This window comes from Halomonas caseinilytica, from assembly GCF_001662285.1.
Classification (GTDB): domain Bacteria; phylum Pseudomonadota; class Gammaproteobacteria; order Pseudomonadales; family Halomonadaceae; genus Halomonas; species Halomonas caseinilytica.
Map to the genome: position 1 here is coordinate 107,234 of NZ_BDEO01000005.1, position 22,774 is coordinate 130,007.

Consider the following 22,774-nt stretch of genomic DNA (forward strand, 5'->3'; position numbering starts at 1 on the left):
GGCCCGCAGGGTAGCCGACAAGGATGGCAGCCAGAGCGCAGCGATCTGCATGCGCAGGCATGTATACCGTGTTTCCCCTAAAGGCGCATCTCGATGCCACGCTCGGCCATGTAACGCTTGGCCTCGGGAATGCTGTACTCGCCGAAATGGAAGATACTGGCGGCGAGTACCGCATCGGCCCCGCCATCCTTGACGCCTTCCACCAGGTGATCGAGATTGCCGACGCCACCGGAGGCAATCACCGGCACGCTGACCGCCTCACTGATGGCACGAGTCACGCCAAGATCGAAGCCCTGCTTGGTACCATCGCGGTCCATGCTGGTGAGCAGTAGCTCACCGGCTCCCAGTTCTACCATCTTCTGCGCCCACTCGACGGCATCCAGGCCGGTGGGACGACGGCCACCATGGGTGAAGATCTCCCAGCGCGGCGTCTCGTTCTCGCCGGAGACCCGCTTGGCGTCGATGGCCACCACGATGCACTGGCTGCCGAAACGTTCCGCGGCCTCATGAACGAAGTCGGGATTGTGCACGGCGGCCGTGTTGATCGAGACCTTGTCGGCGCCAGCATTCAGCATGGTGCGAATATCGTCGCAGGTGCGAATGCCGCCGCCCACGGTCAAGGGAATGAACACCTCGCCGGCGATGCGCTCGACCATTTCCACCGTGGTGTCGCGGTCCTCGTGGCTGGCGGTGATGTCGAGGAAGGTGATCTCATCGGCCCCCTGGTGGTTGTAGCGCTGGGCGACCTCCACCGGATCGCCGGCATCGCGGATGCCGACGAAGTTGACGCCCTTGACCACGCGTCCCGCATCGACGTCCAGGCAAGGGATGATGCGCTTGGCGAGTCCCATGGTTCAGCTCCCGGTTCGTTGGCGGGTGAGTTCATCGCACAGCCGCTGCCCTTCGGCCACGTCCAGGCTGCCTTCGTAGATGGCACGGCCGGTGATGGCACCGAGGATTCCCGTCTCGCCTGCTTCGACAAGCGACCGCAGGTCATCGAGGTTGGTGACGCCCCCCGAGGCGATAACCGGCAACCCGCCCTGGCGCGCCAGCTCAGCGGTGGCCTCGACATTGACGCCACCCATCATGCCGTCACGGGCAATATCGGTATAAACGATGGCGGAGACGCCGTCGTCGGCGAAGCGCTTGGCAAGCTCGGTGGCCTTGATGGTGGACACCTCGGCCCAGCCATCGGTGGCCACGAAACCATCGCGGGCATCGAGACCGACGATCACGTGGTCCGGAAAGGCCCGGCACATCTCGGTGACGAAATCGGGCTCCTTGACCGCCTTGGTGCCGATGATGACCTGAGAGACTCCCGCCTTCAGGTAATGTTCGATGGTCGCCGCGCTACGAATGCCGCCGCCGATCTGGATCGGCAGGTCCGGATAGGCACGGGCAATGGCGGTGACTGCCTCGCCATTGATCGGCTTCCCCTCGAAGGCGCCATTGAGATCGACCAGATGCAGGCGACGAGCCCCGGCCTCGACCCAGCGAGCGGCCATGGCCACCGGGTCGTCGCCATAGGTGGTAGCGTCGTCCATGCGCCCCTGCTTGAGGCGAACGCACGTGCCATCCTTGAGATCGATGGCGGGAATTACCAGCATGTCAAATCCTCCAGGGCGGGGCCCGGCGGTAGGCCGGGCGCCGTTCAGGGCATCCAGTGAACGAAGTTTTCCAGCAACCTGAGTCCAGCCCGGGAGCTCTTCTCCGGATGGAATTGCACGGCGAAGGTGGCATCGCGGCCGGTCGCCACATGGGCCGAGATACGGCCGTACGCGGTGGTGCCGAACAGGGTGGTGTCGTCGTCGACATCGACATAGTAACTGTGCACGAAATAGAAATGCTCATCCTGGTCGATGCCGCGCCACAACGGATGGTCCTGATGCTGGTGTACCAGGTTCCAGCCCATGTGCGGCACCTTGCACCGGTTGTCGTTCTCGTCGCGCATGTCGGCGGGGAAATGGCGTACCTGGCCGGGCATGAAACCCAGACAATCGATGCCACCATTCTCCTCGCTACGTTCGTGCAGCATCTGCTGGCCGACACAGATGCCCAGCAGCGGCTTGTCCTGGCTGGCCAGCAGCTCCTCCACCAGGCCACGCAATTCCGTACGCTCCAGCTCGCCCATGCAATCGCGAATGGCCCCCTGACCGGGCAGAACCAGCCGGGTGGCACCATGGATGCGCCGAGCATCACGGGTCACCACGACATTCTCGTGAGTCACGTGCTCCAATGCCTTGGCGACGGAATGCAGGTTGCCCATTCCGTAGTCGATGACGGCAATGGTCATGAGATGCTCCTCGTATCGGTCGACGGGTTCGGGAAACCTGACTCAAGCGTCTCGCGCTCCACGGCGCGGCCCGGCGTTTCCTTCACAGGCTGCCCTTGGTGGACGGCATCCGGCCGGCCATGCGCGGGTCTTCGGCCGCGGCCATGCGCAGGGCCCGGCCAAAGGCCTTGAAGATGGTCTCCGCCTGGTGATGGGCATTGAAGCCCTTCAGGTTGTCGATGTGCAGGGTGACCCGGGCATGATTGACGAACCCTTGGAAGAACTCCCAGAACAACTGGGTGTCCATCTGTCCCAGGACGGCACGGGTAAACTCGACATCCATGAACAGGCCCGGACGACCGGAAAAGTCCACCACGACCCGCGACAGCGCTTCGTCGAGTGGCACATAGGCATGGCCGTAGCGGTAGATGCCGCGCTTGTCGCCGATCGCCTGATCGAAAGCCTGCCCCAGGGTGATGCCCAGATCCTCGACCGTATGGTGGGCATCGATATGCAGGTCGCCCACCGCCTTGATGTCGAGGTCGATGAGTCCATGGCGCGCCACCTGATCGAGCATGTGATCGAGGAAGGGCACACCGGTCTCGCAGGTCAGCCGCCCCTCGCCATCGAGGTTCACGGTGACCGTGATCTGGGTTTCCTTGGTGTCGCGGGTGACCGTGGCGGTACGCTCGGACATGTTGAATCTCCAGCGCCAGGGCGCTTGTCGAAAGAAGACCGGTCGCTTGACCAGAACGCGCCGATGGCAGGCCGCCGACGCAGAATCGCCATTATAGTGAAACGCCACCCCCATCCGCTACAATGCCAACCATTCAGCGATGGCGGTCTTCGCCACCCTAGACGGGAGAATCATGCATGCCGGTCACGCTTCAGCGAGTCGACCAGGCGACCTGGGAATCGGATGCCCAGGCCCGCACCGATCTGCTCCGCATCTACGCCGATGCCCCCATCGAGCGCCTGCCACAGGAACCCGAGGCGTTCATCCGCGAGCATCTGGCGGCAACGCGCTTCTTCTGCTGCGCGCACTTCAACGATCGACTACTGGGAGCCGTGGCGGTCCACACCGACGCCGACGCCTGGTGGCTCTCCCACCTCTGCGTGCGCAAGACCACACGCCGCCGGGGCGTCGGCTCGCGTCTTCTGACACTGACCGGCGAAGCGGCACACCACGAAGGGTGCCGGCTGCGCATGGTCAGCTCGCAGCTTTCCATGGCCGACCACATGCTGCTGAAACGACTCGGCTATCGCCTGACCCAGACGGGTGACTACTTCGAACTCGATTTACCGCCCAAAGGAGCCGGGCAATGAAGCGAATCCTGCGTACCCTGCTGGCCACCATCGGCATTCTCGGCTTGGTCGTGGTCGGTGCCGTGGTCTTTGTCACCACCTTCTTCGACCCCGAAGACCTCAAGCCACGCCTCGTCGACGTGGTACGCGAGCATAGCGGGCTGAAGCTGGAACTGGATGGCCCGCTCAGCTGGTCGTTCTATCCGCGACTGGGCGTCAGCGTGAAGGCCGCCGAAGCTCGCCTGCCGAACCAGTCTTCCGATGCCCGCCCGTTCGCCGCCTTCGACCAGGCCGAAGTCAGCCTGGCCTTCGCTCCCCTGCTGCGCGGGGAGATTGCCATCGACGGCCTGACCCTCGAAGGTCTGTCGCTCAACCTGGCGCGCGATGCCCAGGGCCGTGGCAACTGGGAAACGCTCATCGAGCGCCTGGAGAGTCGTGGCGAAGAGGCCGAAGCCGTCCTCGCGCCAGCCAGCGCCGGCCCCAATCCCGAGGCCTCGAGCGACGGAGGGCTTTCCGTGGCGCTCAACATCGCCAGCGTTCAGGTCCACCAGGGGCAGGTCCACTACCGCGATGATCAGGCAGAACGGGATATCATCCTGGAGCAGCTCAACGTGACCGGCCGCAACGTCAATCCCGACAAGCCCTTTCCGCTCAATGCCAGCTTCCGCGTCACGCTGGACGACGACGTTGCCGTCGAAACGCCGACCCTCGTCAGCGAGATCATCCTCAAGTCGCAGGTCGACCTCGGTCTGGCCGAAGGACGCCACGTTCTGCAGCAGCTTTCCCTGCAGGCCGATACCCGTCTCGGCGATGCGCAGGAGGAGCAGCGAGCCAACCTGAGCGCCGGCGAGGCAGTGCTCGATCTTGGCGAGCAGCATCTGACATTGCGCGATGGCCAGCTCAATACCAGCCTGTTGCATCCGCGCCTGGGCGACAAGCGTCTGGCGCTGGAGACCACTTTCCAACTGGATGCCGACCTGCCGGCCCAGACGGCGCAACTCCGCGAACTGCACCTGACGGGCCCCGACGGCCTCGACCTGAATGGCAACCTCAACCTGACCGAACTGTTCACGGCGCCTACCTATCGCGGGCAGTTGCAACTCTCGCCATTGTCGCTGCGCCCCTGGCTGACACGCCTCGACATCCTGCCGTCCACGGCAAGCGATACGGCACTGAGCGAGGTCGGCTTGACCAGCCCGATCGAGGGCGATCTGCAGACCATCACCCTGGACGGCCTGACCCTGAACCTGGATGGCGGCACCTTCAGCGGGCAGTTGGGAGGCCGCTTCGACGGCTCTCGCCTGAATCTCGACCTGCAGGGCGACACCCTGAACCTGGACGATTACCTGCCGCCCGATACGCCTTCCTCGGAAACCAGCGCCAGCCTTCCCCTGTTCGAGAGCGCCTATGCCGAGCAAGCGACAGCCCTGGTGCCCGCAAGCTGGCTGGCCGGCCTGAACCTCGAGGCGCATCTTGAGCTCGGCGAGCTTCACTTTCTGCGGCAGCGCTTCCAGAACGTGGCCTTGGCGCTGGAAGGCCAGGAGGGTCGCCATCGCCTGACTCGCTTCAAAGCGGATTTCCACGAGGGCCAGCTCTCGGCCACCGGCTCGCTCGATGCCCGCGAGACACCGCTGCGCTGGCAGCTGTCACCCAACATCAGCGCTGTGAGGCTGGGCGATCTGCTGGAAAGCCTCGGCGATGAACCGGCCCCCGTGCAGGGGCTTCTGGAAGGAAACGGCGAACTCGAAAGCCAGGGCAACAGCCTGGCCGAACTCAAGCGCGCCCTGAACGGCCACTTGGAAACCCGGCTCGCCGAAGGGCAGTTGACCGGCACCAATATCTCACGACAACTCTGCACCACGGCGGCCCGTCTCGAGGGCAAGGAGACCAGCCGAGAATGGCAGGAGGGCACCCGCCTCCAACGCGCCGAGGCCAGCTTCCGGATCCGCGATGGCGTGGCCGAGAGCGACGACCTCATCGTGACGATCCCGGGTATCGCCCTGGACGGCCAGGGCCAGCTCGATGTGGCCAGCGAACGCTTCGATCTCAAGGCCGATGCCCACTTCACCGACACCGTGGATGCAGCCTGCGAGGTCAATCCGCGCCTCAAGCAAGTCCCCTTCCCCGTTCACTGCGAAGGGCAACTGAGCGAAAACAGCAACGAGTGGTGTCGCTTCGACCGCCAGGCCCTGCAAGGGTCGCTCGGCGATTTGCTGCGCCAGGAAGCCGGCGAGGAAATCGACAAGCGTCTCGAAGACGCCATGGACAAACTCGAGGAAAAAGCCGGCGGTGAACTTCGTGGCACCCTCGAGAGTCTATTGAAATGAGCATCAAGTAAAGCCAGTCACTGCGCCGGTCTCCGTGATCGGCGCTTTTTTGCGTGTCGAGCCCTTTCATGACCGACGATCCACCCGCCATCCTGTCGCCCGAGACCTTCCAGCGCCGCCTGCTGGACTGGTTCGACGTGCACGGGCGCCACGACCTGCCCTGGCAACGAAACCGCACCCCCTACCGGGTCTGGGTCTCGGAGATCATGCTCCAACAGACCCAGGTCACCACCGTGATTCCCTACTTCGAGCGCTTCATGACGCGCTTTCCCGATGTCGAGGCCCTGGCCGCCGCCGATCAGGACGAAGTGCTGCATCTATGGACCGGACTTGGCTACTACGCTCGCGGGCGCAACCTGCACAAGGCTGCCCGGGTCGTGGTGGCCGAGCACGGTGGCGCCTTCCCCGTGCACAGCCTCGAGGCCATGGCCAGCCTGCCCGGCATCGGTCGCTCCACCGCCGGGGCGATCATCGCCCAGAGCACCGGGCGGCGCGCAGTGATCCTCGATGGGAACGTCAAGCGGGTGCTGACCCGCCTGCATGCCGTGGAGGGCTGGCCTGGGCGCCCTGCCGTGGAACGCCGGCTGTGGACGCTGGCCGAGCACTACACGCCCGCTGAGCGCGTGATCGACTACACCCAGGCGATGATGGACCTGGGCGCGACACTCTGCCGCCGCGGCCGTCCGGACTGCGGACGCTGCCCCTTCGAGACCGAATGCCTCGCCCACGAACGTGGCGAGGAACGCCGCTTTCCGGAATCCAAGCCGAAGAAGGCACTCCCCACTCGGCAGTCCCTCATGTTGCTGCTCCAGGATGACGCAGGTCGCGTGCTGCTCGAGCAGCGCCCCTCCAGCGGGCTCTGGGGCGGCCTCTGGAGTCTGCCGCAATTCGAAGACCTCCCCGCCATGCGGGCCTGGCTGGACCAGCACGCACCGGGTGCCGAGCTCGATGAGGCCTGGCGCACCTTCACGCATGTATTCAGCCACTTCCGGCTGGAGATCACGCCCCAGCCAGCTCGCGTGACACGCCTCGACGCCATCGGAGAATCCCGGCGCTGGTTCGATCCAACCGACCCTGCCAACATCGGACTCGCCGCGCCGGTCAAGGGCTTGCTGGAGTCGCTGCGCCCCTTCACCCTGTCCGCACCCGCAGGCCATGCATCCGAATCAGCCAAGGAGCCATCCCGATGACCCAGACCGTATTCTGCCGCAAGTATCAGGAAGAGCTGGAAGCCCTTCCCTTCCCCCCGCTGCCCGGCGAAAAGGGCCGCGAGATCCAGGCCAGTGTTTCCAAGCGCGCCTGGGAGGAGTGGCAAGCCCTGCAGACCCGCCTGATCAACGAGAAGCACCTCAACATGCTCGACCCGACGGACCGGGCCTATCTGATGGAGCAGCTGGAGCGCTTCCTGAACAACGAGGAAACCGACCAGGCCGAAGGCTATGTGCCGCCGGAACAGTAACGGGCCCCAAGGTGCTGTATACGCCATCTTTTTGAAACGAAACGGTTGACGCGCAAAGGCCTTTAGGGTTTAATACGCACCGTTGGCGCGGGCCAGATAGCTCAGTCGGTAGAGCAGGGGATTGAAAATCCCCGTGTCGGCGGTTCGATTCCGTCTCTGGCCACCACAATGCTGGGGTATCGCCAAGCGGTAAGGCACTGGTTTTTGGTATCAGCATGCGCAGGTTCGAATCCTGCTACCCCAGCCACGCCAACCTAGTTCTCGTTCTGCTTTCCTGGCCGAGATCGGGTTCCGAGCCGGCATAGCTCAGTTGGTAGAGCAACTGACTTGTAATCAGTAGGTCCCGGGTTCGACTCCTGGTGCCGGCACCATCGGGAAACCCTTTGACATCGCAGGGTTGCGGAACAGCGCCAAGGCGCCTCCTCTGTAGATATATGCTTGCCCCGTTCGCCTATCGCGACACGGGGCTTTTGCATGCGCGTCGTTTCGCTCGCCCCACCAAGCGCCGGCCGCTATCCGACGCATCGAGCGTCGTCCTTCCGATATCCGCGCATCAAGCAAAGACGCTGCACTCGATGAGGCCGGCCACCACCTCGTGTGCCAGCCCCATGTTTTCCGCTCACCTCACACAGCCGGCCCTTTAAGCCAGCAAATGGCGATCATATATCTCGCTCATGCTCCGGGATGCCGACTTGCTCTCCATATCCAGGAAGTGCCCCGCCTCAGGGATGACAAAGAACTCACACTCCTCAATATAATTCTCGACACACTTGACATCTTCCTTGGACGTATATTCGTCCCAATCTCCGTTCACGAACAGTACAGGCACCTCCACTTCCTTGAACACATCGACATAGTCCTCGAAACTGAGTGACGATATCTGACCGATATGAAACCTGGCCTGACGATATGTCTCGCCATCGAGGTTCTTGATGTGCTCATGGTTCACTCGTTGCAGCAATCGAGGCAGGTACTTGCCTACCTCACTGTTCAGCAAGGTGGCGACCTCATGATTCCTTTCTTCATCGAGCAACACTTTGGCACGCTCGATATAACGGCGCATTTCCGGAGTAATTCTGGTCGAGAACGACGCTATCAATGCCTTGCGAATAGAGGGTGGTTTGTTGGCCAGCACCATCAGTGCTGCCAACCCACCCCAAGACACGGAAAGGAGATAGGATGGTTGATAGCGGTCAATCAAACCCTGGAGAATCATCACTTCTTCGGATTTGGATATTGGACGGGAAATGGTGTTGTGCTGCCTGGACTTCCCGATGAAAGGAAGATCGAACAGAATCATGTTCACCTTTCCCTTCAAGTTCTTTATGGTACTGCGAAAAGCTTGTGTCGTCGAAAGTGCTCCATTGACAAAAATCGCCGACTCGGAAGCTTCTGGACAGACATACCGTTCGACATAGATATTCCATCCTCCCACGCTGACAACCTCAGTCTCTCGCTTCATTCCCTGCCTCCATATGGCGCCTCTATGCAGGCCTTGCTGCCCCGCTCAGGCTGCCGATCTTCCTTATGAGTTATCGAGCATTTGCCATGCTTCCTGCTTTTACACTTACCCGTGCCACAACCTGTCGAATTCGTCTCACCTTCACAGATTCGCATAATATTAACAATGCATAATATCGCGCATGCTCTCATCGCCAAGGCATTTTTTCGTGCCTCCTAGCCTGCTCGCATGGCACCATGGCACAACGACGCTATTTCAATATTACAGCCACCCGTCACGTCAAGATCGATTTCGCAACTAGATATCAAGCCTCACAAAACAACAACACTTCGTAACACTTTCTGACTTTCCAACCACTCTAACTCATCACGCCATATCAGAGACCGAGGACATCATAACTCGAGCAAATACACCATCTCCATGCATTCTCATTATCATGAAAAAAGCGTCAATCCCGTTACAACCAAAACTTGATGCTCGGGCACGAGCTTGACTTTTCAAAACTGGCTAACTAGAGGTGATGGCGCTGTCTGGTCATTGAGACTAAACCGGGAACATTGCTTGATGGGAGGTGCCAAGCAGGTTTCTTTTCCTTCTGCCCGTAACACCGCTGACCGGCGCTCGGCACAACATGGCTCACAAAAGATTCTGGCGGCTTCCGTGCATTACCGGGAAAGCCCAGTCGCTTCGTTGGCCCGAACTCATCATGACTGATGCGCTAACAGGTGAGCGCTTAATACGTAATGCCGATCCAGCCGAAGCCGAGTGGAAGGCTCATCGCATGCCACCTCAGGAAAGTTTACCCACAACGAAATGACCCAGGAGGGCTCGTGGACCACCATCTCGACTCCCGCCACTTGCAGGACACCATCACGCCGGAACGTGCCGATCACGATACGGCCGACCGGGAAACGGATCGCCCCTCGCGCCGACCGCATCTACACGAGGCCCTCGCTCAGGAAATAGCCCGGCTCACCGAAAACGATGCCGGGGCTGCTTCGATCCCCGCTGACCATCCACTGAACCAGCTAGGCTTGGATTCGCTGGCCACCGTAGAACTGACGGAATACATCGAACGCCATTTCCACGTGAAGCTGCCTCTGATGTCCTTGTTCGGTTCCATGACGCTGGGCCAGTTGGTCGACCTCGTGGAAGACAGCCGAATGCAGCAGAACACGGGCGGCAGCAACGGCGCCTTCGTGACTGCGCCCCTGGGGGCGCAGTCCGGTAGCTGTGCGATAGCATTGAGCGACTGGCAGGTTTCACTTCCCTTGTTCTGTATTCCTGGCTTGATGGGAGTGGCGACGTATCTGTCGAGCCTGTCTGCCGAGCTCGCCGAGCTTTCCCCGCTGATCGCCTTCCAGCCTCCCGGCATCGACGGCACCGCCTCTCCCCTCGGGTCGGTCGAGGAACTCGCGCGACGCTACATCGGCGAAATGCGGACCATCCAGCCCGAAGGGCCCTACCAGCTCGCGGGGCATTCCTTCGGTGGTCTGGTCGCGCATGAAATGGCGCGCCAGCTCCACGAGCAAGGCGAGCGCATCGACGCGCTGTTCCTGATCGATACCTTCCAGCTCCGAGAAGGCCATGATGCCCACGATGACCTCCCTCCCGATCTGATGGCCCTGTACGAACTCCACAACATCACCCAGCGCCTGACCCAACAGACCGGCGAACCGATCAGCGCCCGCGAGCTGGAGACCCTCGCGCCGGATCAACAGCGAGAATGGTTGACACGCAGGCTGGGCAGCCGACTCCAGACTTCACTCAACAGGGTCACCACCGTCCATAACACCAACTACACGGCGATGATGCGATTCCGACCGCGATTCTATCCCGGTTCGGCCACCCTGCTACGCGCCCGCTCCGGCTTCCCCACCGAATTGGTGCACCCCGCGCGAGGGGTCTGCACCAGTTCCGATGAGCCTGCCATGGGCTGGGAAGGCCTGTGCGCCTCGCTGGACATCGTCCCGGTGCCGGGTGACCACCTCAGCATGGTACGCACGCCCCACGTCCAGGTGCTTGCCGAGGCGATGCAACCGGCACTGGCTTCGCGCCCTCGCCTTGCCCTCGGACTGGACCGCCTGCACCCCGCCAGAGCGCCTCGTGCACCGGGGCGAGCCGTGGAAGTTTCTCGGCAGGGTATCTCCTTCGATCCCTACCATCCGGATTACGTCGATGAGCCCTATCCCTTTCTGGCGCAACTTCGCGACCACGGCCCGGTTTTCCAGGACACCGTATCCCGATGGTGGCTGACCCATCACGCCGAGGTGTCGGCCGGTCTGCGCGACAAGCGCTTTGGCGTCGATCCGCGAGAGCTGGGCGATGCATCGCCACACCTCGATGCCGGTCGCGCGAATATGCCGTTTCTCAGCGCCTTGAGTCGGCAACAGGAAAGCGTCCCCTTCAGCCAGCATCTCAACCGTTTCATGCTGTTTCTGGACCCTCCACAGCATCAACAACTCAGGCGCGTCTTCTCGCCCTTGTTCACTCCTGAGGCCGTCAAGCGCTGGACCGGTTATGTCGACGAGTGCGCCGCCGAGCTTATCGGCAAGCTACGCCAGAGCCGGGAAGCCGATCTAATCAAGGAACTCGCCTTGCCGCTGCCGGCAGCCGCCATCAGCGAAATACTGGGATTCCCCCGCGAGGACCTGCCCGACGTGTTGCCCTGGGGGCAGGACATGATTGCGGGGTTCGATCCTCTGATGACCGAAGACACTGCCACCCGCATCAACCACAGTGCAGAGGAATTCAGCCGATACATTCGCGAACATCTGGAAACACAACGAAAGGTCGCAAACGGCCCCGGCACCCTGGACCCCAAGGCCGCACTGGACCAAGGATTGAGCCTCGAGGAACTGGTCACCCATTACGCGCTGATGTTCGCGGTCGGCTTCGAAACCACGACCGACATGATCGGCAACAGCACGCTGGCCTTGCTGCGCCACCCCGATCAGCTCGCGCGTTGGCGAGCCCATCCCGAACTCACCGACAGTGCAGTGGAAGAGCTGTTGCGCTACGACGGCCCGGTCCGCTGCTCGATACGCTATGCGCTCGAAGACCTGGAGGTTGGCGATCAGCGAATACAGCGGGGCGAGGTGGTCGTGTTCTCCTTTTCCGCGGCCAACCGGGACCCTCGAGTCTTTTGCGACCCCGACCGCCTGGATCTTGGCCGCGATGCCAGACGGCACGTGGCCTTCGCGCATGGTGCACACTACTGCCTGGGTGCCCACCTGGCGCGAATCGAACTGCAGCGCGTTCTGCCGGCCTTGATACAGCACGACTTCTCCCTGGCCCCCGGCGGAACTCAATGGCGCTCAAGCCTGGTGTTTCGTGGCCTGGAAACTCTGCGTATCCAGAACCACTGACGATGCATGCTCCTGGCCGTATCGCTGGCAGAAGTCGGCTCGGGATTCCTGTGGGTAAGGGCGGTGACTGCTTCGGCAGCGCCTTGCCCGGGCAACCGAAGGGTCGACCTCAGCCGTGCGTTACCCGAGCCACCTCAAACACCAGATTACGAAACCAGCGATGTGCTGGATCGTCCCTCATACGCGGATGCCAGAGGGCATACAACTCAACGTTGCCAACATCCAGCGGTGGCGCAAACAGATCGACCATGGCCTCGAAGCGTCGAAGGAAACGGCCGGGCAGTGTGCACAGGTGATCACTACTGCCAAGGATGATCGGTGCCAGGGCATAGCTCTGGACTGAAAGGCTGACATGCCGTGACCGACCCAGCTTGTCGAGCGCACGATCCACCGGCCCCCTATATCCTCCTCCGCTGGTCGACACCAGCAGATGCTCAGCGGTGCAGAACTCGTCCAGCGTGATCGGGTGGTTGCCTCGCGGATGACCATGCCGTTGCGCGGTCACGAACTCGTCGGTGAACAGCGTCCGGCCAATCAACCCCCCATCCTCCGGTCGGGGTAGGCCGACGACCATATCGATATCTCCACGATCGAGGGCTTGCGTGATCGTCTCGGGATCCGGCACTACGAATGTGATCCTGATATGAGGCGACGCCCGCTTGAGCGCAGGGACAATATCCGGCCCCAGCATAATGGCGGGATTGTCATAGGCCGCAAGTACAAATTCGCGATCACTTTTCCCCGGATCAAACGAGGGAGTTGGCCCGATGAACTCCCGCAGATGGTCCAGCAGTTGAGGCAATGTCGCTCCAAGCTCGTTAGCACGAGGAGTTGGCATCACGCCTCGACCGGCGACCGGAACAAAGAGCTGATCGCCAAAGAGCGTACGCAAGCGCGTCAATCGTCCCGAAAGGGCCGGCTGGGTAATTCCTAGCCGATCCGCCGCACGGCTGACATTTCTCTCTTGGATCAGGGCTTCGAACGCCATCAACAAGCCAATATCAATTTCGCTCAAACGGTCAGGCATTAGATTCATTTCCCTTCGGGACAGGTCGATACAGGGCTATCAGTGCGGCTTATGCAAGGTATAACGACCATCGTTTTCTCGACCATCATTCCGCCCTCTATGCTCTGGCTCTGACATTCACCTGAACAGGGAGACAGGCCAATGGCTGTACGTGCCTTTATGCTTTCCGCTGTATTGTTGAGCCTGGTCGCGTCAGGGCCAGTCTTCGCAACCACGCACCTCGCGCCAAACGATTCGCCGGGCATTGTCCAACAGGGCGCCGATACCTATGCCGTCATGGTAGGGGACGTTCGAGTCACGGCACTTTCCGACGGCACAGTGCCACAGGACCTGCATAAGCTCCTGCATGGCATTACCAACGAAAAAATCGATGCCATGCTGGCGCGGGCCTATCTGGCCAACCCTGTCGAAGTATCGATCAATGCGTTTCTACTCGAAATGGGCAATCGGCTCGTCCTTGTGGATACGGGCGTGGGTCCATTGTTCGGACCGGGGCTGGGCAACCAGCTGATCGACAGTCTGCGTGCCGCAGGCGTTGAGCCTGAACAGATCACCGATGTGCTGCTCACCCATGTGCATTCCGATCATATGGGCGGACTCACCAAAGGCGGACAGATCATCTTCCCCAACGCCACGGTTCACGTCGGCAAGCCAGACGTCGATTTCTTTCTGGATCGTCAGAACGCGAAGCGTACCGACTATGACATGCGCTATTTTGATCAGGCCATCCAGAGCCTGAAGCCCTACATCGATGCTGGCAAGGTCGCCCCCTTTGACCGGACCACGGAAATACTCCCGGGCCTGACAGCGTCTCTCCATCCGGGGCACACGCCAGGCAGTGCCTTCTACACGCTGAAAAGCCAGGGGCAGACACTCACCTTCATCGGCGATATCATCCATGTGGCGGCCGTGCAATTGCCGGACCCATCGGTGACCATTGCCTACGACGTCAATCCAGAAATGGCCGCCAGCACACGTTCGAAGGCCTTCTCGGCCATAGCCGAAGAAGGTGACCTCGTCGCCGTGCCTCATATGTCCTTCCCGGGCATCGGGCATATTCGCAAGGGACCTGAAGGCTATGACTGGGTACCTGTCGATTACGGGAATCGAGCCGCAACAGCGGGACGGTAAATCACTGTGAAGCAACAGCCCGGGACACCCCAGGCCGTTGCTCGAGAAGTGCCTGCTCCCAGGCACCAGGCTGGCTCGGTTGCCGGTGCGGGCCGCGGCAGGCATGATGCACCATACACTCCATTGGACGCATCATGACGCATCGCCCGTTCGGGAAACTTCTCATCATCACCTCATGGGCGTTGCTGGCCGGCCAGGCGCACGCCAATCCCCTGCCCCTGTCGCTCGACTGGCCTCCCAAGCTGGCGCTGGACCATGTCCTCGTGCAAACCAGCCTGTATACGCGACATTTCGACCCTGACCCCGAACACAACAATCACCAAGAGCTGATCGGCCTCGAGTTCCACACCCCGAATGACTGGCTGGCCGGTGGTGCCCATTTCCAGAACTCCTTCGCTCAAGAGACCTTCTATCTCTATCTCGGCCGGCAGTTTCCTCTCTGGCACTTCGATCACGATTTCAGCATACGCGCCAAGCTGACGGCCGGGTTACTGCACGGATACAGAGGGGAGTACCGGGACAAGATTCCCTTCAACCATCTGGAAACCGCCCCAGCCGCGCTTCCCAGCATTGGCATGCGATGGGGACATGTCGAAAGCGACCTGATACTGTTCGGCGCCGCCGGCATGATGATCACGGCGGGCCTGCGATTCTGAGCGCTCAGTCCGTCGTCAGGCCCAGATTGCTGACTCCTTCGTTACGCCCCAGTCGGCGCAAAGCCTTGAGGGCGTCGCGGTCCAGGTGACCCTGGGCCGCCTCGAGCACCGCATCCTGGAAGTCGTTCTCCTCGCGCATCAGCGGATGCTCGCGCGTCAGGGCAGCAAGCTTGCCGGCATCCTCCTCACCCTCGGTCAACTCGATGAACGCCCGCACGCCGCCTCGCGAGGTGCGACTGACCTCCAGGACCGAATCCGGCGACTCACCGCGCAGGGTATCGAGCAGCGCAGACACCGCAACGACCGCCTCCAGCGCCCGGCGAGCCCCGAAGCTGTCGTCCTCCTCCGGCGGCTCCAGCTCGGCCAGTTTTTCCGCCTGCCGATCGAAGTCGATGCGCACGTCCTTGACCGAAAGCCGTTCCCAGACCAGGTCGAGCACGGCCCGTAGCGCCTTGACGTCCCCGTGACCGGTCGTCTCGGCATACAGGGCATAGTTGGGTACCAGACGCTCGCAGAGCGCGGCCATGAACGCCTGCTGGCCTCGCAACGGCAACGCCTGGAGTCGATCGAAGAAACCGCCAGATGACTGACTCATGAAATCTCCTTGTGTGATGGGGCCTTCAAGGCCAGAGGCGCTCCTTGGCCACTCGCCCCCGGCTGTCGAACGCCACGCCCTCATCGATCAAGCGACGGCGCTGTTCATCCGCCCCGCCGTGATCGGCCAGTCGACGCGAGGCGGTGATCACCCGAAACCAGGGGAGGTCATGCCCTGAGGGCAGCTCGCGCAGCGCTCTGGCCACCATGCGCGGGGTGGCACCTTCGGTCATGGCAGCGATGCGGCCGTAGGTCGTCACGCGCCCCGGCGGAATTTCGGCCAGGATGGTCAGGATCTGTTCCTTGAGTGCCGGCTTCATGTACCCTTCCGCTCCCGTCCTTTGCTCACTCACTGCCGAGGTCCCTATGCATCTGCACCTCCTCCAGCATGGCCCGCACCGAGGCCCCGCCCGAATTGCCGACTGGCTCGACAGCATGGGACACAGCCATACCATTTTCCATCTTCATGAGGGCGAGCTGCCCCCGCGGCTCGCCGACGGCGATGCCCTGATCATCCTCGATGGCCCCGAGGAAGGCCGGATCCCCGCGAACGCGGCCTGGCCGCGCCGGGAGCGCAAGCTGATCGAACAGGCACTGAATGGCCGCAAGCCTTTGCTCGGCCTCGGCCACGGCGCGCGCCGCATCGCCGAGGCCCTCGGCGCCATGGTATCGCCAGGCACCCATGCCGAAAGCGGCTGGCACACCATCGACCTGGCACCCGACAGCCCCTTCGACCTGCCGGAACGCTTCGAGGCCTTCATGTGGCACCGCGATATCTTCGCCCTGCCTGATGATGCCCTGCCGCTCGGCGGCAGCGAGGCAAGCCCCATGCAGGGCTTCAGTTGGGATGGCCACCGCGTGCTCGGCCTGCTCTGCCACCTGGAGGCCACCCCCGCCAGCGTGCTCGACATGCTTGATCACTTGCCGTCTCTGGGCACCGGCCCCTATCTCCAGACACGCCAGGCCATGCTGGCCGACGCCAGGCGCTTTGATCGCCAGGCTCCCTTGCTGGATCGGCTGTTATCCCAGTGGCTGGGCAGCGCTCGCCGCTGAGCGACCACACGACGAGCGCTCGGCACGAGACGCTTCCTCGATCCAGTCCCGCGCCGCCGCCAGGCAACTGTCCCAGTCGCCCACGTGCAGGAAATGCTGGTCGTCGTGTTTCTCCAGCTGATAGCGATACATGGGGTCGTAATACTCGGTCAACAGTGGTGCCAGCCAGGCCTCATGGGCCTGGCTGTTGCCTCGCTCATGTTCGCGAAAGGCCAGCGTCTGCAGGCGCTGCAGTCGGGCCAGCCGGGCGCCGCCCAGCCGCTTGCGCAGGCGTTGCAGGGCGCCGGAAAGCTGCTTGCGCATCAGCGTCCAGCCAAGCCACTCGCCGAACTGATGGCGGTAGACCGTCCAGAGATCCTCGATGTAGTCCTTGTGAATCTGCTGCAGGCGCCAGTCCAGGGGCATCTCGACCCGGATGCGCGGCGCACGCTCCATGCCACGCCAGAAGGTCAGGGGAATATTGGCGGTGCCGATGTGGCGGGACTCGTCTTCCAGCACGACCGGCCCCGGCAGCTCCAGCAGGCGCAGGCCCATGGCATGTTCGAAATCGATCTGGGATGGCGCCATCAGCGGATGGCGGCCGAAAGCGGACCCCTTGTGGCGGGCACAAGCCTCGAGATCCAATCCGCATGACAGCGCCTGGATCAGACTCGTCTTGGCACAGCCGGTCAGGCCACCGACCACCAGCAGCGGTTGCTCCGCCGCCGCGTCGATCCGCGCGCACAGCGCCTGGCGCATGGCCTTCCAGCCGCCACGGATGCGCGGTCGTTCGACCCCGGCCTCGGCGAGCCATTGCTGGGCAATCCGCGAGCGCTGGCCACCCCGAAAGCAATAGATCAGCGCATCGGGATGGCGATCCAGCAGGCGCCGCCAGGCATCGACACGTTCCGCCCGCACACTGCCGGCAACCAGCTGCTCTCCCAGCGCAATGGCGGCATCCTGGCCGGCCTGCTTGTACTCGATCCCGATCCGATGGCGCTCATCGTCATCCATCAACGGCAGGTTGACCGCACCCGGCAGCGCTCCCTGACGAAATTCCACCGGCGCGCGTACATCGATCAGGACGCGCCGCTCGCGCAACAACTCGAGATCAGGGTCGACCAGTGTCGGACTCATCCGCGAACCTCTATGCGCGCCTCGCCCCGCGCGGCGACGACTTCGCCGAAGGGCTCGAGCTCGAGACCATGAGAGCGCCCGACGCGCTCGATATCGTCCTCCCAGGAGGGATGCACCGAGAGCAACAGGCCGCCGGAGGTCTGTGGATCGCACAACCACTGCCAGTGGGCCTCATCCATGGCGGGCAGCGCCTTGCCCAAAGCCTCCCGGTTGCGGCCGGTCCCGCCGGGCACGGCACCCTGGCGCCGATAGGCCTCGGCCTCGGCCAAGCGCGGCAGGCGCCGGAAATCGATGCGTGCAGCGACATCGCTGGCATCGCACATTTCGGTCAGGTGACCGGCAAGGCCGAAACCGGTGACATCGGTCATGGCATGCACGCCCTGTATCCGCGCAAGCTCCATGCCGATGCGGTTGGTCTCGAGCATCGTCTGGCGCGCCAGTCCTTGATGGCCCGGCGCCAATAATCCTTGTTTTTCCGCGGTGGTCAGCATGCCCACGCCGAGCGGCTTGGTCAGGTACAGCAGATCGCCGACTTGCGCGCCCTTGTTGAGCTTGAGGTGCTCGAGATCGACCAGACCATTGACCGCCAGCCCGAAGATCGGCTCCGGTGCGTCGATGGAATGCCCGCCGGCCAATGCCAGACCGAGCTCGCGGCACACGGCCTGGGCACCGCCCACCACATCGCCGGCAATGTCGGCGCCTAGCTTGTCCAGTGGCCAGCCAAGGATGCCCAGGGCCATCACCGGCGATCCGCCCATGGCATAGACATCGCTGATGGCGTTGGTGGCGGCGATCCGACCGAAATCGAAGGGGTCATCGACGATCGGCATGAAGAAATCGGTCGTGGCGATCATTCCGCGACCGTCACCCAAGTCATAGACGGCGGCGTCCTCGCGGCCCTGGTTGCCGACGATCAACCGAGAGTGGGAGGCTCCCGGCCCGGCCTTGGCCAGAATGCCGTCCAGGACGTCAGGGGCGATCTTGCAGCCACAGCCGGCACCGTGACTGTACTGGGTCAGGCGGATGGCGCTCATCTCGTTCTCCTTGGCTTCATTATCGGCATTCTACAACGTCTAGAGCGCTTCCAGGGCATCGGCCAGCTTGTCCACCGCGACGACCTCCATGCCTTCGGGGGCCTGCTTGGGTGCATTGGCGCGGGGCACGATGGCGCGACGAAAGCCATGCTTGGCAGCCTCGACGATACGCTCCTGGCCACTCGGCACCGGCCGGATCTCGCCGGACAGGCCGACTTCGCCGAACACCACCAGCTCGCGTGCCAGGGGCCGACTCTGCAGGCTCGACACCACCGCCAGCAACACCGCCAGATCGGCACTGGTCTCCAGTACCTTGACCCCGCCGACCACGTTGAGAAAGACATCCTGGTCGCCGGTGAACAGCCCACCATGGCGATGCAGTACTGCCAGCAGCATGGCCAGGCGGTTCTGGTCCAGCCCCACCGCCACACGACGCGGATTGCCCAGTGCCGAGTCATCGAGCAGCGCCTGCACTTCCACCAGAATCGGCCGAGTGCCCTCCCAGACCACCATCACCAGGCTGCCCGGCGCCTGCTCCTCGCTGCGCGACAGGAAGATGGCGCTGGGATTCTTCACCTCCTTGAGGCCATGCTCGAGCATGGCGAAGACTCCCAGCTCGTTGACCGCACCGAAGCGGTTCTTCTGGCCTCGCAGCGTGCGGAAACGCGAGTCCGCGCCGCCTTCCAGCAACAGCGAGGCATCGATCATGTGCTCGAGTACCTTGGGCCCGGCCAGGGTGCCATCCTTGGTCACGTGTCCCACCAGCATGAGTACCGTGCTGGACTGCTTGGCGAAGCGGGTCAACGCCGCTGCCGATTCACGCACCTGAGCCACACCCCCTGGCGCCGAGGCGATGTCCTCCAGGTGCGTCGTCTGGATGGAGTCGATGATCAATACCTCGGGGCGCTCTCGTTCGGCAACGCCAAGAATCGTCTCGATGCTGGTCTCGGCGAGCATCTGCAAGCCCTGGGTGGGAAGCTGGAGGCGGTGGGCACGCATCGCCACCTGGCTCAGCGATTCTTCGCCGGTGACATAGAGCACGCGACGTTGCTGAGCCAGCTTGCAGGCCGTCTGCAACAGCAGTGTCGACTTGCCGGCCCCGGGATGTCCGCCCAGCAGCACGGCGGAACCGGGCACCAGACCGCCCCCCAGCACCCGATCGAACTCCTCGAACGTCGAGGTCAGCCGGGGCACTTCACTCAGGTCGACGTTGGAAAGCTCGACGACCTCTCGCGATACGGCTCCGGCATAGCCCCCTCGGCCGGCACCACTGCCCGTAGTGGCTCCGGGACGGGCCGCGGAGAGCCGCACCTCGCTCAGGGTATTCCATTCCTGACAGCTGGAGCATTGCCCCTGCCATTTTCGGTATTCAGCGCCGCACTCAGTGCAGACGAAAGCGCTCTTGGCTTTGGCCATGGGTGACTCGTCGAAGGATGAAGACTGGCGGTGGAGGGCATACGCAAGGGGCGGCCCCGTGGCCGCCCCTCGTCTCAACGCGATGCCTGTTGCATCACATGCGCTTCAGGCGCAGCACCTCGTTGTTCTGGAAGCGGCGACGCTGCGGATCGATCAACTCCAGGGTCTGTGGATCCACACGCAGGAAGTAATAGACCTGACCTTCACCGTTCGGCGTGAGCTCGTAGACGGTGGCTTCGGGATCATCGGCCGTTCCGTCGAGCACTTCCCAGTTACCTGTGTAGGTTTCGTTGGGCGGATTTTCCGGATGGCCACGATAGGAGGCCTCCAGATCGAAGGTGCGATCGGCGGCCGCGCCCTGTTCTTCTCCCATCATGGTGACGTTCAGGTCGATCCCTTCACAGTTGCGGCACGGCAGGGTGCCCTGATACGTCTGCTCGGTACTCGTCATCTCCGGCTTGGCGGTTCCCTGATCGGTAGGGCCCGCCGCACAACCCGCCAACAAGGCGAGCATGGCCGAGCCCGCCAGCAACGTCCTGATTTGCATATTCGTTCTCCTAACCAATGGGCATGGCGCCGTGATGCACGGCAACCTGTTCGATAGCATAACCTCTCGTGCCAACAGCGGACAGCCTGGAGGTCGTCAGGTTCCACTGCCATGATGCCATCGGACGGACATGCTCGAACACCACCCAGCATAGCAACGGCATCGTCACCAGGCTGCCCGACTTGCTGACCGCCCCACACGGAGCCACCTGGCACGACGCCGGCTTGCGCGGTTCCAACGAGCGGGTCACCATGGTCGATCCAGTGTTTCCACCCCGAGCGAATAACGATGAGTAAGTTCTGGAGCCCCAAGGTACGGGAGCTGACGCCTTACGTGCCAGGCGAACAACCCCGCGAGCGCTTGATCAAGCTGAACACCAACGAGAATCCCTATCCACCCGCGCCCGGTGTCGAAGCTGCGTTGCGCGAGTTCCCGGTGGATCATCTGCGTCGCTACCCTGACCCCGAGTCCCGCGCCCTGCGCGAGGCCATCGCCCGCGAGGTCGGCGTCGAGCCGGAACAGGTCTTCGTCGGCAACGGATCGGATGAAGTCCTGGCCCTGGCTTTCCAGGCATTCTTCTGTCACGACCGACCGCTGGAAATGCCGGACATCACCTACAGTTTCTATCCCGTCTACTGCCGGCTGTATGGCGTCATGCGTCATGCCCTGCCCTTGGATGAGCAGTGGCGCGTCGATCTGGAGGCTTTCGCCAAGGAATCCGGCGGCGTCGTGTTTGCCAATCCCAATGCGCCCACCGGCCATGGGCACGAGCGCCAGGCCATCGCCACGCTCTTGTCCCGCGTTACCGACTCGGTGGTGCTGATCGACGAGGCCTACGCGGACTTCGGCGGAGAAAGCGCCATTCCTCTGGTATCCGATCACCCCAACCTACTGGTCACCGGCACCTTCTCCAAATCGCGCAGCCTCGCCGGCCTGCGCCTTGGTTACGCGGTCGGCTCGCGGGAACTGATCGAGGGGCTCGAGCGGGTCAAGGACTCCTTCAATTCCTACCCCATCGACAGTCTCGCCAGTGCCGTAGGCATCGCGGCTCTGGCTGACCACGACCATTTCGAAGCCTGTCGGGAAGCCGTGATCACCACCCGGGAACGCACACGAGGACGTCTCGAGGAACTGGGCTTTCGCGTTCTGCCTTCCCGAACCAACTTCCTGCTGGTCCATCATCCGGACATCGATGCCGCCCAACTCTTCGTCGGCCTCCGCGAACGCGGCATCTTGGTTCGTCACTTCAATACCGACGCGCTTCGCGACTATCTGCGTATCTCCATCGGCACCGAAGACGAGATGGATAGCCTGGTCGAAGCACTGGAACCGCTCTGCACCTGATACCTCCGGCGCCCTTTATCAGGGCGTCCAACACCGACACGACCGCGAGACACCCATGGACGCGCCCTCTGCCCGCTTGCCGCTCGCCCGCGTGCATCACGTCGCCCTGATCACCGCCGACTATCCACGTGCCCGGCGCTTCTACCTGGAAGTGCTGGACGCCGAGGTCATCAACGAGACCTATCGCGAACAGCGCGACAGCCACAAGCTCGATCTCCTGTTGCCCGGTGGTATCCAGCTGGAACTGTTTTCCTTCCCGTCGCCCCCCCCGCGTCCGAGTTACCCCGAGGCCTGCGGACTCCGCCATCTGGCCCTCGCCACCACGGACCTCGACACCTCAGTCGCCCTGCTCGAGGTCCGCGGCGCCCACCCCGAGCCTATCCGCATCGACGAGTACACCGGGGCTCGCTTCACCTTTTTCAGCGATCCGGATGGCACGCCCATCGAACTCTACGAAGTCGAGACCTGAACACCCGCTCGGCACCGGCACTTAACCATCAGCCAGCTACCCGACACAAAAAACCCCGACCTCAGTGAGGCCGGGGGTCTCGGTATAAGTGCCTGACACCTCCACGGCCACGCCGTGGCCTCGAGCCTGGACTCGGGACGCCGCATCGCGGCTTTTCACCTCGTCCGTTCGCGCCTGGCAGTTGTATTCTTAGT

General features: G+C 62.7%; 22 protein-coding genes and 3 tRNA genes. 13 read left to right on the top strand and 12 right to left on the bottom strand.

Annotated elements, in window-relative coordinates:
* Positions 1-77: 77 nt before the first annotated feature.
* The 4 genes from hisF to hisB all read right to left on the bottom strand — a co-directional run bounded on the left by hisF (position 78) and on the right by hisB (position 2,969).
* Complete coding sequence (gene hisF / locus HSDC_RS06130; protein WP_064699063.1) at positions 78-851, bottom strand: imidazole glycerol phosphate synthase subunit HisF; 774 nt, start codon at positions 849-851, stop codon at positions 78-80.
* 3 nt (positions 852-854) lie between these two features.
* Positions 855-1,607 (bottom strand): 1-(5-phosphoribosyl)-5-[(5-phosphoribosylamino)methylideneamino]imidazole-4-carboxamide isomerase, encoded by a 753-nt coding sequence (gene hisA / locus HSDC_RS06135; protein WP_064699064.1) that lies wholly within the window; start codon positions 1,605-1,607, stop codon positions 855-857.
* Positions 1,608-1,651: 44 nt separating this feature from the next.
* Positions 1,652-2,293, bottom strand: a complete 642-nt coding sequence (hisH, locus tag HSDC_RS06140) for an imidazole glycerol phosphate synthase subunit HisH (RefSeq protein WP_064699065.1) — start codon at positions 2,291-2,293, stop codon at positions 1,652-1,654.
* Between the two features lie 82 nt (positions 2,294-2,375).
* Positions 2,376-2,969 (bottom strand): imidazoleglycerol-phosphate dehydratase HisB, encoded by a 594-nt coding sequence (gene hisB / locus HSDC_RS06145; RefSeq protein ID WP_013333772.1) that lies wholly within the window; start codon positions 2,967-2,969, stop codon positions 2,376-2,378.
* Between the two features lie 176 nt (positions 2,970-3,145).
* On the opposite strand from hisB, the gene HSDC_RS06150 reads away from it, so the two are divergent.
* The 7 genes from HSDC_RS06150 (at position 3,146) to HSDC_RS06180 (ending at position 7,734) form a co-directional block, all read left to right on the top strand.
* Positions 3,146-3,598, top strand: a complete 453-nt coding sequence (locus HSDC_RS06150; RefSeq protein ID WP_064699066.1) for an acetyl-CoA sensor PanZ family protein — start codon at positions 3,146-3,148, stop codon at positions 3,596-3,598.
* On the top strand, positions 3,595-5,904 hold the full coding sequence (locus HSDC_RS06155; protein WP_064699067.1) for an AsmA family protein: 2,310 nt from the start codon (positions 3,595-3,597) through the stop codon (positions 5,902-5,904). The genes HSDC_RS06150 and HSDC_RS06155 overlap by 4 nt, the downstream gene beginning before the upstream one ends.
* A gap of 68 nt (positions 5,905-5,972) precedes the next feature.
* Positions 5,973-7,094, top strand: a complete 1,122-nt coding sequence (gene mutY, locus HSDC_RS06160; RefSeq protein WP_064699068.1) for an A/G-specific adenine glycosylase — start codon at positions 5,973-5,975, stop codon at positions 7,092-7,094.
* Entirely contained in the window at positions 7,091-7,363 is a 273-nt protein-coding gene (locus HSDC_RS06165; RefSeq protein WP_064699069.1) for an oxidative damage protection protein, read from the top strand. The genes mutY and HSDC_RS06165 overlap by 4 nt, the downstream gene beginning before the upstream one ends.
* Before the next feature lie 90 nt (positions 7,364-7,453).
* Positions 7,454-7,529, top strand: a tRNA-Phe gene (locus HSDC_RS06170).
* Between the two features lie 6 nt (positions 7,530-7,535).
* Positions 7,536-7,610: transfer RNA gene (locus tag HSDC_RS06175), tRNA-Gln, on the top strand.
* A 48-nt stretch (positions 7,611-7,658) separates the two neighbouring features.
* Positions 7,659-7,734, top strand: a tRNA-Thr gene (locus HSDC_RS06180).
* A gap of 269 nt (positions 7,735-8,003) precedes the next feature.
* On the opposite strand, the gene HSDC_RS06185 is transcribed toward HSDC_RS06180, so the two are convergent.
* Positions 8,004-8,825 (bottom strand): alpha/beta fold hydrolase, encoded by an 822-nt coding sequence (locus HSDC_RS06185; RefSeq protein WP_064699070.1) that lies wholly within the window; start codon positions 8,823-8,825, stop codon positions 8,004-8,006.
* Between the two features lie 830 nt (positions 8,826-9,655).
* Between HSDC_RS06185 and HSDC_RS16400 the strand changes: the two genes are divergently transcribed.
* Positions 9,656-12,193, top strand: coding sequence for a cytochrome P450 (locus HSDC_RS16400; RefSeq protein WP_170862792.1), 2,538 nt, complete (start codon positions 9,656-9,658; stop codon positions 12,191-12,193).
* Positions 12,194-12,302: 109 nt separating this feature from the next.
* Here HSDC_RS16400 and HSDC_RS06195 read toward each other — a convergent pair whose 3' ends face one another.
* Positions 12,303-13,220 (bottom strand): LysR family transcriptional regulator, encoded by a 918-nt coding sequence (locus HSDC_RS06195; RefSeq protein ID WP_082919964.1) that lies wholly within the window; start codon positions 13,218-13,220, stop codon positions 12,303-12,305.
* 141 nt (positions 13,221-13,361) lie between these two features.
* Here HSDC_RS06195 and HSDC_RS06200 point away from each other — a divergent pair, with 141 nt between their 5' ends.
* On the top strand, positions 13,362-14,351 hold the full coding sequence (locus HSDC_RS06200; RefSeq protein ID WP_211612819.1) for an MBL fold metallo-hydrolase: 990 nt from the start codon (positions 13,362-13,364) through the stop codon (positions 14,349-14,351).
* Positions 14,352-14,485: 134 nt separating this feature from the next.
* A complete protein-coding gene (locus HSDC_RS06205; RefSeq protein WP_082919965.1) occupies positions 14,486-15,007 on the top strand; it encodes a hypothetical protein in 522 nt (173 codons plus the stop codon).
* Between the two features lie 4 nt (positions 15,008-15,011).
* On the opposite strand, the gene HSDC_RS06210 is transcribed toward HSDC_RS06205, so the two are convergent.
* Both HSDC_RS06210 and HSDC_RS06215 read right to left on the bottom strand, forming a co-directional pair.
* Entirely contained in the window at positions 15,012-15,602 is a 591-nt protein-coding gene (locus tag HSDC_RS06210) for a YjaG family protein (RefSeq protein ID WP_064699072.1), read from the bottom strand.
* A gap of 25 nt (positions 15,603-15,627) precedes the next feature.
* Entirely contained in the window at positions 15,628-15,921 is a 294-nt protein-coding gene (locus HSDC_RS06215; protein WP_064699073.1) for an MGMT family protein, read from the bottom strand.
* 46 nt (positions 15,922-15,967) lie between these two features.
* On the opposite strand from HSDC_RS06215, the gene HSDC_RS06220 reads away from it, so the two are divergent.
* The gene (locus tag HSDC_RS06220; RefSeq protein ID WP_064699074.1) at positions 15,968-16,654 is read left to right on the top strand and encodes a type 1 glutamine amidotransferase; all 687 of its coding nucleotides are present in this window, start codon (positions 15,968-15,970) and stop codon (positions 16,652-16,654) included.
* Here HSDC_RS06220 and mnmH read toward each other — a convergent pair.
* From mnmH to HSDC_RS06240, 4 genes are all read right to left on the bottom strand, one after another.
* Positions 16,622-17,770: a tRNA 2-selenouridine(34) synthase MnmH gene (gene mnmH / locus HSDC_RS06225; protein WP_064699075.1), complete on the bottom strand. Its 1,149-nt coding sequence runs from the start codon at positions 17,768-17,770 to the stop codon at positions 16,622-16,624. The genes HSDC_RS06220 and mnmH overlap by 33 nt on opposite strands.
* Entirely contained in the window at positions 17,767-18,804 is a 1,038-nt protein-coding gene (gene selD, locus HSDC_RS06230) for a selenide, water dikinase SelD (protein WP_064699076.1), read from the bottom strand. The genes mnmH and selD overlap by 4 nt, the downstream gene beginning before the upstream one ends.
* Before the next feature lie 39 nt (positions 18,805-18,843).
* Positions 18,844-20,220 (bottom strand): DNA repair protein RadA, encoded by a 1,377-nt coding sequence (gene radA / locus HSDC_RS06235; protein ID WP_064699077.1) that lies wholly within the window; start codon positions 20,218-20,220, stop codon positions 18,844-18,846.
* Between the two features lie 94 nt (positions 20,221-20,314).
* On the bottom strand, positions 20,315-20,767 hold the full coding sequence (locus tag HSDC_RS06240; protein ID WP_064699078.1) for a copper resistance protein NlpE N-terminal domain-containing protein: 453 nt from the start codon (positions 20,765-20,767) through the stop codon (positions 20,315-20,317).
* A 288-nt stretch (positions 20,768-21,055) separates the two neighbouring features.
* Here HSDC_RS06240 and hisC point away from each other — a divergent pair, with 288 nt between their 5' ends.
* Together hisC and gloA2 are read left to right on the top strand one after the other, a co-directional pair.
* Positions 21,056-22,111: a histidinol-phosphate transaminase gene (gene hisC / locus HSDC_RS06250; RefSeq protein ID WP_064699080.1), complete on the top strand. Its 1,056-nt coding sequence runs from the start codon at positions 21,056-21,058 to the stop codon at positions 22,109-22,111.
* Between the two features lie 55 nt (positions 22,112-22,166).
* Complete coding sequence (gene gloA2 / locus HSDC_RS06255) at positions 22,167-22,580, top strand: SMU1112c/YaeR family gloxylase I-like metalloprotein (RefSeq protein ID WP_064699081.1); 414 nt, start codon at positions 22,167-22,169, stop codon at positions 22,578-22,580.
* Positions 22,581-22,774 lie beyond the last annotated feature (194 nt).